The sequence below is a fragment of the Endozoicomonas montiporae CL-33 genome (assembly GCF_001583435.1).
GTDB classification, from domain to species: Bacteria; Pseudomonadota; Gammaproteobacteria; order Pseudomonadales; family Endozoicomonadaceae; genus Endozoicomonas_A; species Endozoicomonas_A montiporae.
The window spans coordinates 913,767-927,373 of sequence record NZ_CP013251.1; the positions used below are offsets into that span (position 1 = coordinate 913,767).

At 47.1% G+C, this 13,607-nt stretch carries 9 protein-coding genes; 3 read left to right on the forward strand and 6 right to left on the reverse strand.

Features of this window, described 5'->3' with window-relative positions; translation table 11 throughout:
• Nucleotides 1–19 precede the first annotated feature (19 nt).
• From EZMO1_RS04070 to EZMO1_RS04080, 3 genes are all read left to right on the forward strand, one after another.
• The gene (locus EZMO1_RS04070; protein ID WP_034872305.1) at nt 20–1,231 is read left to right on the forward strand and encodes a Tle-like phospholipase domain-containing protein; all 1,212 of its coding nucleotides are present in this window, start codon (nt 20–22) and stop codon (nt 1,229–1,231) included.
• Between the two features lie 135 nt (nt 1,232–1,366).
• Nucleotides 1,367–2,995, forward strand: a complete 1,629-nt coding sequence (locus EZMO1_RS04075; protein ID WP_034872306.1) for a cation:proton antiporter — start codon at nt 1,367–1,369, stop codon at nt 2,993–2,995.
• Nucleotides 2,996–3,098: 103 nt separating this feature from the next.
• Entirely contained in the window at nt 3,099–3,980 is an 882-nt protein-coding gene (locus EZMO1_RS04080) for a DMT family transporter (RefSeq protein WP_034872307.1), read from the forward strand.
• A 55-nt stretch (nt 3,981–4,035) separates the two neighbouring features.
• On the opposite strand, the gene EZMO1_RS04085 is transcribed toward EZMO1_RS04080, so the two are convergent.
• The 6 genes from EZMO1_RS04085 to EZMO1_RS04110 form a co-directional block, all read right to left on the reverse strand.
• Entirely contained in the window at nt 4,036–5,160 is a 1,125-nt protein-coding gene (locus EZMO1_RS04085; protein ID WP_034872308.1) for an NAD(P)/FAD-dependent oxidoreductase, read from the reverse strand.
• On the reverse strand, nt 5,157–7,205 hold the full coding sequence (locus EZMO1_RS04090; RefSeq protein ID WP_034872310.1) for a LodA/GoxA family CTQ-dependent oxidase: 2,049 nt from the start codon (nt 7,203–7,205) through the stop codon (nt 5,157–5,159). Before EZMO1_RS04090 ends, EZMO1_RS04085 begins: the two co-directional genes overlap by 4 nt.
• Before the next feature lie 39 nt (nt 7,206–7,244).
• Nucleotides 7,245–8,210 (reverse strand): ferritin-like domain-containing protein, encoded by a 966-nt coding sequence (locus EZMO1_RS04095; RefSeq protein ID WP_034872312.1) that lies wholly within the window; start codon nt 8,208–8,210, stop codon nt 7,245–7,247.
• Nucleotides 8,211–8,494: 284 nt separating this feature from the next.
• Nucleotides 8,495–9,865 (reverse strand): KamA family radical SAM protein, encoded by a 1,371-nt coding sequence (locus EZMO1_RS04100; RefSeq protein ID WP_236631919.1) that lies wholly within the window; start codon nt 9,863–9,865, stop codon nt 8,495–8,497.
• A gap of 268 nt (nt 9,866–10,133) precedes the next feature.
• A complete protein-coding gene (locus tag EZMO1_RS04105; RefSeq protein ID WP_034872314.1) occupies nt 10,134–10,595 on the reverse strand; it encodes a bactofilin family protein in 462 nt (153 codons plus the stop codon).
• Nucleotides 10,596–10,836: 241 nt separating this feature from the next.
• Nucleotides 10,837–13,161: a hypothetical protein gene (locus EZMO1_RS04110; RefSeq protein WP_145912464.1), complete on the reverse strand. Its 2,325-nt coding sequence runs from the start codon at nt 13,159–13,161 to the stop codon at nt 10,837–10,839.
• Nucleotides 13,162–13,607: the final 446 nt, after the last annotated feature.

The window sequence follows — 13,607 nt, forward strand, 5'->3', positions numbered from 1 at the left end:
TCAGAGCAGGAGAGCGACAGTGGGCAATGATATCAGGGGCACAGGCCGGAAAACGGCACCTCCACCTTACTCTGACCCCCGAACTCCGCAGCCGGATACCGGTAAAGCATTCAAGCAGTGGAAAGTCAGGCTAAGCCCCGGGAAGCGGTTTATTCGCTGGTGTAAGGAGGCTGCCTTTCGCTGGATTCCGGGAATGCGTCTGGTAGATCGGGTCGTCAGTGGTTCTCTTACTCTTATTAATACCACTGCCCGACCTCCGGGGCGCGGAGAGTACTGGGAAAAAGTACCTTTGACCCGGAACTTGTCAGAAAAGCGCGAGATAGCCATAGACTCGGCTTTATCCCAGTTACCCTACTGGATGAATTGGGAGGATGTTTCTGAAGCGGAACGCTTGCATGGCGGTGATGACGCAGTGATTACGTCGCTGAGTGGGGATAAGTCATCGTCAGGGTTGCAGCCTTTGAACGAAATCCACATCGACTTCTTTAAACAGATTACGCCTTTGCTGGCTGATGTGCCTGCCGCCGGGTCTGCTCCCGTTTTAAGCACTATTCAAAAGGCGCATCCGTTACTGAAAACCATGAGACTGTCGTCTGAAGGTATTCTCTTTGCCCCCCGCACCGGGCTGACAGCCACACTCACCCGAAACAACCAGAATAACAGCCTGACGCTGGCCTTTGGCGGCACCAAATCAGGCAGCGATATCCGGTTGTTTGAACAACAGGCGGGTGAAATCAGGAGAAAGCGGTTTAATTTGACCTGGGGGCAAATCAAAGCCGACATACGAAACTTTGTGGGTTGGAGTGTGCCGACCATTTACCGTCAGGCTGCAGAATTGGCCGGGGTTATTCAAGGAATGGCGGAACGGGAAAAAATGCCTCTGAGTTTAACCGGTCACTCTCTGGGTGGTGGGCTGGCAGCCTATTCTGCGGCCAAGCATGGTTTGAAAGCCAGAACCTTCAGTCCGGCAGCGTTGGGCAAGAAGACGTTGGCAGACCTGAGTCAATCACAAAAAACCAATGCTAATGAACTGATTCATAATTATCTGGTGACGGATGATCCGGTCAATAATCACTGGTTGTCTAACCCGTTCAGGATGATGGCTAAACCGACGATCATCGGGAAACGCTCGGTGATTGAAGAACAGCCTCAAACCGGTGAAAACACAATGATCGGACGACACATCTGGTCTCACCGGCACTATATGGAAGTGCTGAAAAAGGATCGTTAATCTCTTTTATAAGCGTTCAGCCATACAGACTTGCGTCAGGTCAAATCCTTCTGCTGTCGTTTATCTTATCGTGTGCTCCCAATAACTACATTGTGTTTAAAGCAAGCCCGCGGCTTGCTGGGGGAATAATAATTCATGTTCGACAGCGTGTTTCTTCAGGTTGGCCTTATTGTCGGCCTGGCCTCTTTGGGCGGTGTTCTGGCGCTCTATTTAAAGCAACCTCTGATTGTCGCCTTTATCGTTCTGGGTGTAGCTCTGGGGCCTTCAGGCATTTCACTGGTGGAAGCCAGCAGTGAAGTCGAGTTGTTTGCCAAACTGGGGATTTCATTACTGCTGTTTGTAGTGGGCCTGAAGCTGGACATCAAGGTAATACGGACTGTCGGGCCAGTGGCTCTGGCATCCGGTCTAGGGCAGGTGTTTTTTACCTCGGTTATTGGTTTTTTGATAGCCATTGCTCTGGGTATGCCGGTGGTTTCTGCCGTCTATGTGGCACTGGCCCTGACATTTTCCAGTACCATCATCATTGTTAAAATCCTGTCCGATAAGCGCGAAGTGAACACGCTTCATGGGCGCATCGCTGTTGGATTCCTGATTGTGCAGGATATCGTCGTGGTGTTGGTCATGATTGGCCTGATGGCTGTAGGGCAGGCGACTGGCGACGTTAGTCTCGGGCAGGAAGCGATCAATATACTGCTTAAAGGCGTACTGATGCTGGTGACTGTAGCGTTACTGATGCGGTTTGTGCTGCCGGGCTCTCTGAAGCATATTGCCCGTTCTTCGGAGCTGCTGGTGTTGTTTTCCATCGGCTGGGCGGTTCTGGGTGCCTGTGCAGGGCATGCACTGGGTTTCAGTAAAGAAGTCGGTGCATTTCTGGCGGGTATTTCCATAGCTTCAACGCCTTATCGCGAGCAGATTGCTGCGCGACTGGTGAGCCTGCGTGACTTCCTGCTGCTGTTCTTCTTTATCGAATTGGGCAGTGGGCTGGATATGAGTCTGTTATCCGCCCAGATACCCGCCGCACTGCTCTTTTCTGTCTTTGTGTTGCTGGGGAACCCTGTGATAGTGATGGCGATTATGGGACTGATGGGTTATCGAAAACGAACCGGTTTTCTGGCAGGTCTCACGGTGGCACAGATCTCTGAGTTCTCGCTGATCCTTGCAGCACTCGGTTTGAGTCTGGGTCATATCTCCGAAAACACGGTCGGGTTAATCACTCTGGTGGGTTTAATCACTATCAGTGTTTCGACGTATATGATGCTTTATTCACAGCCTCTGTTTGAACGATTGTCACCGTATTTATCATGGTTTGAAAAAAACGTCGCAGGTCGTGAAACTGCCAGTGACGATGACGAACCCTTTGATATGATCATGATTGGTATCGGACGCTTCGGTGCGGTACTGGCAGAAAACCTGCAGCAGGAAGGTAAGCGGGTTCTGGCTATTGATTATGATCCCCGTACCGTTGAACAGTATGCTCAGGCTGGTTTTTCCATGCACTACGGTGACATTGAAGATCCGGAGTTGATTGCCGGAACCTCTCTTGATTCGGTTCAGTGCATTATCAGTACTATCAGGGATCGCTCCCTGAACAAGGCGCTGCTGGAAAACCTGAATGCCCTGGACTATCAGGGAAGTACAGTGATCTGCGTGGACAGCTCTGAAGATGTAGAATGTTTCGAAGGTTATGGCTCGGACTATGTACTGAGTCCATACGCCGAATCGGCTCACCAGGCGTCTGACAAGATTATTGCCTTAAGTCGCTGAGTACTCATTGGTTCCATGGGTATTTCGAAACTGGCTCTTCAGAAGAGCCGGTTTCGTGCTTACTCTCCTGTTTTCTGTGTTATTCAGGAGTTACCCAAACACAATGAGTTATTCCTATAAAGCCGATCTGGCTATTCTAACCCTGACTGTCCTGGTAGCGATTGGCTGGGTGACTTCTCAGCTGGGCACCGGGTTAATGCCCCCGTTATTGTTTACTGGCATACGTTTTTCGGTTTCTGCTCTGCTACTGACTCTGTTTTGCTACAAACAGCTGGTTCAGTTGAAACAGGAGTCTCTGTGGCTAGCAGTCAAGACCGGACTGGTGCTGGTTATGGCATCCATTGTCTGGATCTATGCGGTCAGTCTGTCGGAACAAATTGGTGAAGGGGCATTTATAACCAGCACAAAAACACTGCTTGTGCCGTTCATTGGTTATTTTCTGTTTAAAATATCGATTCCGGGACAGGTATTTTTTGCCTTACCTGTGGCGGTGACGGGGCTGGGATTGCTGGTGCTGGATGGTAACTGGCAGTTTGAACCGGCTCAGGTTTTATTTCTGCTGGCGGCCTGTCTTTATGCTCTACATGCAATTCTATTGAACCGGTTTGGACAGGGGATACCGGCTATGGCTCTGACCACCATTCAAATGTATCTGGTGGGCGTTGTTTCACTGGCAGGCTCTCTTTTGTTTGAGCCAATCAGTATCTCAATGACATCGGACGCTGGAGTTATTCTGTGCATTTCCATCTTTGTGGCCACCTGCCTGCGATTTTGTTGCCAGACCTGGGGCTTTAAACACTCAGAGCCCAATCGTACGGCCATCATTATGATTCTGGAACCGGTCTGGACATCACTACTGGGTGTGTGGATGTTTAATGAGGTGTTTGAAATGCAGGGGTTACTGGGGTGTGTGCTGATTGTTCTGGCATTGGTGATTACCCGATGGAGTCCGTTTAGAAAGAGGGTTGTTACAGGCTTTGAGTGAGACTTGGTTTTTACAGTGATTGGTCATAGCCTCAAAGACTCCCGGCCCAGAGAATCTATGCCGATGTCATCAGCCTTTGTTGCCAGAACGAGTGATTAGCCCATCTTGATTCCTGTATATACAGCTGTTGTCTGCTTTTTTTATAAAACTGGTATCGTTTTATTACATTTTCCGAAAATGAAGCCCTGCATTCAGACTGTCCTGTAAAGAAAGCCAATAGGGTTTGACTCGATAAAATACCATCACTCAAGCCCTTGTAAATGCCCTGGGCCACGATAGGGTCGTAGCTGGAGGCTGCGTCACCAATAGCCATCCAGTCGCTGCCTTCTATATTAGCCAGTAAACCTGAGTAGATTGGCCAGATATAGAATTGATCGTTTTGCAGCAACAGCTGTTCTGCATGACGGGCAATGAATGTTGTAGACTGCAGTGCAGCTTCAAAGCCTTTTTTCTTATCTCCCTGAAGCCATGAGAGTTGCTCTTTTTCGGAAACAAACATGGTGACCAGCCTCTGGGCAGGCAATAGAGTTGAGTACCACCAACCATCAGGGGTTGCTTCCAGCTGAACCTGTTTTGAGGCTTGACCGGCAGCGATCTCTGAAAACCGAACCACAGCAAACAAGCGGTCATCGATCTTCTTACCCACTCCTAATGCCCGGGCAAAACGGGCTCTGGCTCCTGAAGCATCTACTACAAAGCGTGCTTTCACCTTATACCTTGATTTATCGTGGGTGTTCTCCAGATTCAGAACATGCCCTTCATCATCGTTAGATAGAGGCTCTGTGCCAAGAAAACGAGTGTTCCAGGCTATTTCTGCACCTTGTTGACAAGCTCTATTGGCAAGCATCAGGTCAAACTGCTTACGGTTAAGACACCAGGAATGTCCTAATGGGCTTACAATAAAATCGTTATAACCGACATCACTGCGACCCCATACGGATGCATACCCGGGGCAGGGTGTATGACCACCCTGATAAAAAGATGTTTCAACTCCCAGCTGTTTCAGGAGCAGAATGGTTTCAGGTGGGCAGCTTTCTCCTATGCGTTCACTGTTGGTTTGTTTTCCATCGATTACCAAGACAGACAGTTTTAACTTCTGTAGTGTGGAAATTGCAGAGGCCAGTCCTGCCGGACCGCCCCCAACGACTACGAGATCATAGTTTTTTTCTTTAGTGGTCACTTGGATCGTTTCTTCGGTGGATTTGCATTAAATGGCCATTGGGCAACCGGGTCTGATGCATCACCGGGGCGCGTTAGCTGACTTTCAACTTCCAGATACAAATCCGGTGAAAACTCGTTGTCGTCTATATCGACATTGGAACCCTGGATAATAATCCCGATCTTGTCCCAGTTGGTTACAGAATCTAATGGATCCTGAAAGGTAGCAGCAGAAGCGGGATTAATGGCATAGGTTCCCGGCCCCCTGATGGACCACTGTTGCTTTGGCAAAACATTATTTACGACTTCTTCTGCAACATAAACGGCATCGGGTCGCTGTGAAGGCCACGACCAGTACAATGTGGTTTCAGCACCATTACTTTCATTGACACCGTCGGTATTGATGGCGGTTGCATGGATAGAACAGGAGTTGTAATCCGTTTGCCAGGGGATTGCCATAAACTTTGAAACGTCGCCGGGTTCTAACCCATCAGTCTGGTTGTGCAGCGGGATCCATCCGCTTTTTAAAAAGGGGATTTCTTTATTCAGATTTTTATATTTCAGTGGGAAGTGCTTTATTCTGAATGGTCCCGAGCCTGTCTTTTTCCAGTCCTGCATATAAATATCAGCACAGGTGACGGTATAGCTCACTTCAATTCCCGGAACATAACGACCACCGAGGCAGTTGGAAAGTGACGCCATGTCCAGAAACTCCCCCGGCCCGAGCTTGATTCCATCGTTTTTCTGATAAAGATGTTTGCTCCACTGTTCTAACAGAAAGTATTGAGTTTTGGTCACTGTCAGAAAAGAAGTGCCCGCCGCGCCTAATGACAGAGGCATCAAAGGCGCTCCGATATTAGTCTCTTCCTTAAATGGGTTTCGCAAGAAATTAAGGGCAGCCATGATCGTTTCATTCGGGTTGTCATGCTCATTAATGGCATCCACCGCTGCATGAGCCCGTAAGGCCATTTCAGGCAAATTTGCTGTCCATTTCTGCAGGGCGCTGGCAGTAAAGACTGGCTTGATATCCTGAGAAAAGCTTGGACGATAATCCGGACTGTACTGGTCTGACTGCCTGTCATAAAGCTCTGGCTGCAAGTCAAGTTTACGGACAAACAGGTTATAAACATCGTCCCAGACCGAAACGACATTTCTGATTTGCGGTGCGTAAGCCGGGTCACCGCAAACGACCCAGGCTCCGAAAGCTTCTTCACTGCTGCCGTCTTCAAAGCGCACTCTGACAGAGACCGGACCATCAGCGGCGGAATCAAACCAGCCAACGTTGTTAAGGTCACCTGTCATCTGTATTGGCACACCGTACTCGTCGTATTGTCCCACTGCGTTGCCACTGCTGGACAGCATTAACAAACGCCCTTTGTCGTCCGTAAACATTTCTCCCAGAGTATTGATTGGCCCGTTGGGCTCAAACAGTTCATCGTTGTAATCGGCGGGAAAACGAACCGGGTAATCCAGAAGCTCTTTTATGGTTTCTTTGTGGCCCGGGCAGGTGGGAATAGTATTATCGTCAAATTTGGCATGTTCTCCACTCAGGGCAGATATTGTCCGGGGGCCTGCATCGATCATCAAACGGTTCAGGCGATAGGCTGAATCTATATCTCCATGAGTTTCCGGGTTTCTCATTTGTGGCACTGCCTGATTGTAAGCCTCAATGCCTTTGTTGTTCACAACGTTATAAACCGCTGCCTTTTTGTTGGCCAGGTGTGATGTCCAGATCAGGTCACTGACGACTCTGCCATCAGGGAGTTTGGTACCAATGGTGACCTCAATGCCATCTCCACCGGGATAGGTTGCTTCGCCTTCTATGTCGTAAGCATAGATTCTGAATCGAGCGGCCTGTTTTTTTAAAAAACCGTCTTTATCCCTGAGGTCTTTACTGGTGACAGGGGTGTTTTCTGTTCCTGCTTTAATGGGAAGCCCACCTGTAACATCAGTGCCGGGCTGAGGCAAACCGGCACTGGTTTCCGGGGATAGAATATATTCGTCGCTGGTGCCAAAACGGGCAAAGTTAATGGTGGGGTGTACCCTGAATACTGTCTTTTTGTTCATAATATTTCTTTTTATTGATGAGTGATTAAAAAGGATTATTCAGCTGAATTTCGGGGTGACACCGTGCTCCCAGCAATTTCGAATCGCGCCTCCTACACTGGCCATAACCGGAAAAAAGTTTTCAGGATTATCGCCTTTAAACAGCCCTTCCAGTGCCGTCATCAAATGCGAGAATTGACGAACGAGTATGGCTTCAAGCTCTTTATCCTCTTTTGTATATTTTGAAATGGGCTTTGCTTTGAATGTAACCGGAAGAGTACTATTTTTTATCTCATTAAACTTTGCGAAATGATCTTCTTCAGGGGCTGTGTCGTCGGCAGTATTCTGAAAGGCAGGCGGGATTTTTTCGTATGTTTTGGATACGCCTTCTCCCTGGTTAGTAATCAGGTTGATCAACATATTCACCTGATTCATTCCATCGGATCCGGAGTTGGTTATTTTCATATCAGGCGTGTTTCTGTAAAAGGCGGAGAAGAAATCGACCTGACGCACTCCGCCACGAATGTGATCTTTCAAGTGCTCAAGCCCGATACGCAATGCCTCATAAAATGCACCAATGCTGCCATATTCCTGGGCATTAACACAAAACTGTAATGATGTTGGTTCGGTTTCATAATCCGGTATTTCAATTAAGCACATGGCGTTTATATGTTGCTCATCCAGCCCGCCAATTTCAGCAGTGTATGGGCAATAGGGCTTTATTGTTTCAGGAGGATCCTGACTGAAATCCAGATAAGGAATGGTTTTTCCCTTATAAACAGGAGGGCTAAAACTGGGCGATAATCCGTATGCATTCGCAATATTGGCAGCAGATTGCAAATGCAGCATTTCCTGATTCAGAACGGTTCTTATTAATTGATAAACAGGACTGGATTTATCTTTTATGGAATACATGGCGGACATATAAAATGGAATAGTCCAGAGTTCCAGATTAACAGCTTCCTGCAAATGTTCATGCAAGTGATTAATTGCCCACTGGTCATGTGAGAGCGTTTTTATTTTCATAGTATTCTTGCTGTGAGGGTTTTAATTTCTATAGTAGTTCTATACTGTTACCGTTTTTATACAAAAATACAACACCATATCAATAGACTCTATTTAATTAGATTAACGACATAAGTCTTTTAATAGGCGATCATTGATAGTGTTATTTAAAGGACATTCTGTTTGAGCGAGGCTGAAATAGATCGATATAAAAAAAGACTTTCTGAAGAACTATTTGTTATCCAGAAAGCCTTTCTTTACGCCAGTCAACAGCGATTCAGGGAATAGCTGTTGGCGGCATTTGATTAAACACCGCGGGCTTTACACATCGCCTTGTATTCATCTTCAAAGAAGAACTTGTCTTCACCGAAGGCAGGCTTCAGGTCGTCCAGCCAGGTGGCTTCTTCGTCGTATTTGGCAAAGAACGGACGGTAACACCAGTCCGGGTTACGACCCTGCAGGAAGCGCAGAACGAATACTTTCTCGCCGTTCACTTCAGTGATACCAGTGATTTCTACTTTACCAGGACCCGCACTCATGGATGGACCACGAACGGTACGACCCAGACCGGACATCTGAGTGATCGCCGCCTGATAGATTTCGTACGCTTTAAACAGCGGGATCTCGAAGTAGTGCTTGGCACCTGTGTCGCGAGCCACAAAGAAGTAGTAAGGGATGATGCCCATGGTCAGCTGTGTCTGCCAGTTCTTCACCCAAACATCAGGATTGTCGTTGATGTGACGGGTCAGTGGTGCCTGGGCACGGATGTTGACACCCGTGGCACGAATACGCTTAACCGCTTCTTTACAAACGTCAGTTTTCAGTTCGGCGTAGTGGTCGAAGTGTGCCATGAACGCCAGATGCTTACCGCCATCTACCATCTTCTTGAACAGAGCCAGCAGCTCTTCTGCGTCGTCGTCCTTGGTGAAACGGTATGGCCAGAAGGTCAGTGTTTTGGAACCGATACGGATGTTTTTGATGTGGTCGAATTCTGGCTGCAGCAAAGGCTCCAGGTATTCTTTAACCAGCTTGGTCTTCATGACCAGCGGGTCGCCACCAGTGAACAGCAGGTCGGTCACTTCTTTGTGCTCTTTCAGGTAAGCGTGCATGGTGGACGCTTCGGTGGCCGCCATTTTCAGGTCGCTGTCACCGATAAACTGTGCCCAGCGGAAGCAGAATGTGCAGTAGCTGTGGCAGGTCTGGCCCTGACTCGGGAAGTACAGTGCGGTTTCACGGTACTTGTGCTGCATGCCCTGAACCGGCTTGCCGTCAACCATTGGCGCGTTCATCGCCAGCTGACCGGCCGGATGCGGGTTCATGCTCAGCTGAATGTCGTGCGCCGCTTTTTTGATGTCTTCACGACTGGCTTGTGCAGCGTGCAGCTTTGCCATACGGTCGAAGTCGTCTGCTTTCAGCATTTCCTTCTGTGGGAACATCAGGCGGAAGACCGGATCGTTAGGGATATCGTTCCAGTCGATCAGTTCATTCACAACATATTCGTTTACGCGGAAGGGCATAACACTTGCCACAACCTTGATCTCGAACTGCATGGCTTCTGGCAGCTCGCGGAACTGCTCGATCATGTCAATGTTACGTTCGGTGTATACGGTATATGGACGTGCTGCGTCGCTAGTAGTAGACGCAATTAACTGGTCAGCCTGAGTGTAAGCGTTCAAATCGGCTCCTCTGTTTTTGTGTGAGGTATGAAGGGTGGCAGGATTTTTTCACAGTAGAAACAAAACTGATATGCGATAAATCCATTATTGAAACTGGGGGTTAGTGCGTATGAAAACGTACGTTTAGAGGTGTTAGGTAGTGGATGTGTATAGTGTTTGTAGCGATTTCCGAGAAGAATCTCTTTTGGTTATAACGCCCTGTCTGCAACAACGCCCTCTTTGGATTCAGGTGATCCACCTCCGAAGAGAGCGTTATTACATCTTAAAATCAGGCGGTTTTCAGCTGCTTGACTTTATCTTTGCCTACTTTTTTGGAACTTTCCTTTTCAGCTTCTTCGCCTTTAGGCAGCAGTTCTCCGGTTTTGTGCATACGCTCCATACGGCCATTAATGGCAGCACCGGCCACCATCTCCATTACGTCGTAATAGATGTTGCCATTGATTTCTGCGTTACGGGACAGCTCCAGTCGGTCAGATGCATAAACATCGCCGTTTACCAGTCCATCAATGCGAACATCGGCAGCGCGGATATTGCCGGTTACAGTACTGCCTTTTACCAGCTGAAGCATGCCGCTGTCGGAAGTGATGTTACCTTTGATGGTACCTTCAACATGGACATTACCGCGAAAACGAACATCGCCTTCTATTTCGGTACCGCCGGAAATTAAAGTAGTGATGTCACTATGGTCATTGCCTGATGCTTTAGACTCGGAACTGTTTTTGCCCCACATGGACGAAGAAACCTATGCAGTTAATATCAGTAAAACTACGCATGAAGACGCAGAGGAAAGTTTGGACGTTATTCTCAGGTATCAGACGAGTGACTGCAATCAGTATCATCAAGTAGTTGTGAGCTCTGACAAAAAAGCTTTCGCTGAATGATAGGAGTGCCTGTTATAGTCAGGGTTTTTCCCGACAAACAGGGTGGTCTCTCAAGCTCTGCCGAACAGACTACCCTGCCGTATTCAATCATTATTCAAGATGAAGCTCTGGATCTAATGCCTGGCCAAGCAGGAAATGCATAACAAATGTCCAGGATTTATTTTCGGAGCCTTGAGCAATCCAATATCCTTCTTTATTGGCAAGATCAGGCTTATGTAACCCATCATCGAGATCGAGAACCCATTCTTCGCTATAAAGGTAATACTCATTGAATCCCAGTTTTGTCATGAATTCATAAATTTCTCTGGCTAATACCAGCCAGGGTTCCTGTGGAGTACCTGAGTTGTTATACATCTCAACTAAAGCCCGACCTACCATGCCAAGCCTGTGTAGCCATAGTGTATTCCCCCTGTTTTCTAACAGTTTTTCAGAGTGTGCATTTTTCATCGGGATGAATTGTGCTCCGTTGAACACATTAATGTGTTTATAAAAAAGCTTGTAGGCATTTGGATACTCACTTTTATCCACTGCGCCCGCTAAAATGGCCAAGGCTAAACCATAGGGGTCAAACAGGGCTCCTTCCCGGAACTTATCGCTATCGCTTTCAGAAAACCGCCGCGCTAATAAAAGTGTAATGTCTTTAGGAATAAGTGTCAGCTTTGCGCTTTCCATTTCTTTATTTCTAATGAAATCCCGTGGTTCAAACGGGCCTTCTGGATATAGCAAAGAATCCTTAATGGCTACATTTAACTGTCCGGCAAGTTTTTTGATCATTGTTTCAAATGTTATTTGACCGCTTACAAATTCATTAAACTTAGTAGCCTCAGGAAGGGTGCTTGTTTTCAATCTTGACTGGTTGATAATAGCTTTTATGAGCTCACTGGAAAGATGACCGGAAACTTTTTCAAGTACTTTTAATGCTTTCAACAGGCGGCTGTTGACAGCCAGGCTCGAGGTGCCATTTAGAAAGTTTCCAATAATGTTGAGACTGCCAACGCCAGCGTGCAAACCTTTATCCGATATCTGGTTCTGATAGATGTGCACCAAAGCGTAAGCAACCAATTCTGAAAATAAGGTGGTATTCTCAAAGATTTGCTGCTCCTCATGGTTTTTGTTAAAGGCATCAATCAGAGTGGCGACTATGGTCAGTGCGCTCATTTCAGAGTCGTTTGTTTCTGGTGTGGATCTTGTTCCGTCCAGATAACTTTCCAGCAAGAACGACCACTGTGGATACTCGGCACCATCAGTTAACTGTACTTGCCGGACGACCTCTTTTATTCGTCTTAACTCGGTACTGATCTGCTGAGCATCCAGTGATTCGAGATAGCTCATTGGTGTATCACTGTTCAATAAATCACTGTTGAAACCCTTGACGTTGCTCCTGACAAAAGTTTTCAGATCATGGAATCGCCTGACATTAGTTGACCCTTGCAGAAACTTATCGATCATAAATTTCTTGGGATCGACAGGGACAAAAATGGGAAATTCTCCAAAGGTGCTGGTGCTACTTCTTTCAGGGTAGTATGGGCTGGGTTTATCGTCTTTTTTGACCTCAGTAAAGACTTTTTTCAGAAACTCGAGAGTTTCTGTCCGGCCACTTTCCACTTGTACTATTGCATCAATCATTTCAGAGATGTCTCTGAGCCATTGTTGAGAAGCATACGGGGTTTCACCGACAGAAGCGGGAAGCCCGGTTTCAATCAGAAGTTTTACCAGATCGGCAGAAGACGACGCTGGATTTTTCAAAGAGAGAGGTTCAGGGGAACAGTAAGATGACGGGTGGGGTTCATCGGTAAAGGTCTGACCTGTTGATGGTTCGATGACACGCTGTACTTTGACTGTTGGCGGTTTAACAAAACCTGTCGGTTTTTGTTGACCTTCCTCACCATCGTGGCCTTTAGGCAACGTGTCTGGAGTTTTGCGAACCCTTCTTTTTTGTTCTAGAATTTCCCGGGTCCAGAGCACTCTGGGTAAAACAAGCTGAATAAATGTGTTTCCATCATCCATTCTGGTGCCGGTCAAGGCATAAGCTTTTTCCTGTTCTTTATAAAGACTCCATAATCGTTGAGCCTCGCTGGCATTGATGGTGTAAGTCGAACCATCATGTCGGGTTATTTCATACACCGTTTCGCCATTGGATCCTGTTTTTTTAGTGGCCTTTAAATAACGATTGAGAAACAACAAGAGTATGTCATCCTCATCCTCATTATCGAGGAGTTGATTCCCGACATCGAACTGCATCTTGTTTTTGGTGACTGATGGTGCGAAAGGTCGAAACAGTGAGAGCGATCCTGTCCCTGATAACCATTCGGCAGAGCTTTCCGAGGCAGTCATCGCCTGAGTGACTGTTGGCAACACCAGGCAGGCCAACAGGCAAAGTGCATGAACTAATAGAAGTCTGAGATGATGACTCATAGTGGTTAAACTCCAGATGATTGTTTGGGGTTAAACGGCAACTGGCAATAATTCAGGAAGAGTCAACGGCGTTTATTTGTAACTGCTCATTTTTTGTAGGCAAAAGTGCCCATTTCGAAAGTGGTACTCTTTATTTTACTGGGCTGTAGCCTTTATTTTACTGGGCTGTAGCCTTTATTTTACTGGGCTGTAGCCATGTGACCGCAAAATTTGCCTACAAATTCTGAGCAGTTACGTTTATTTGAAGTCATTTTATTGGTAGTCAACTCTACCAGAGGCAAGGAGTATAGACGATTTGTCGCTTTTTCAACCCTGAGGCAAAAAAAATGATGCAAAAAAGTCTGGAAGGTCTGTGTCAATAGCGTCAAGTCTCTCCCAAAGGTGGGTGTCGCCGGGAATATCAGGACGGCCATGATCAGGTATGAGGAGTGGATTGCTGGCAGACA

Excerpts from the sequence above, each read along its gene's own strand:
- EZMO1_RS04080 (WP_034872307.1), top strand. The coding sequence starts at position 3,099 with ATGAGTTATTCCTATAAAGCCGATCTGGCTATTCTAACCCTGACTGTC.
- EZMO1_RS04090 (WP_034872310.1), bottom strand. The coding sequence starts at position 7,205 with ATGAACAAAAAGACAGTATTCAGGGTACACCCCACCATTAACTTTGCC.
- EZMO1_RS04110 (WP_145912464.1), bottom strand. The coding sequence starts at position 13,161 with ATGAGTCATCATCTCAGACTTCTATTAGTTCATGCACTTTGCCTGTTG.
- EZMO1_RS04105 (WP_034872314.1), bottom strand. The coding sequence starts at position 10,595 with ATGTGGGGCAAAAACAGTTCCGAGTCTAAAGCATCAGGCAATGACCAT.
- EZMO1_RS04075 (WP_034872306.1), top strand. The coding sequence starts at position 1,367 with ATGTTCGACAGCGTGTTTCTTCAGGTTGGCCTTATTGTCGGCCTGGCC.
- EZMO1_RS04095 (WP_034872312.1), bottom strand. The coding sequence starts at position 8,210 with ATGAAAATAAAAACGCTCTCACATGACCAGTGGGCAATTAATCACTTG.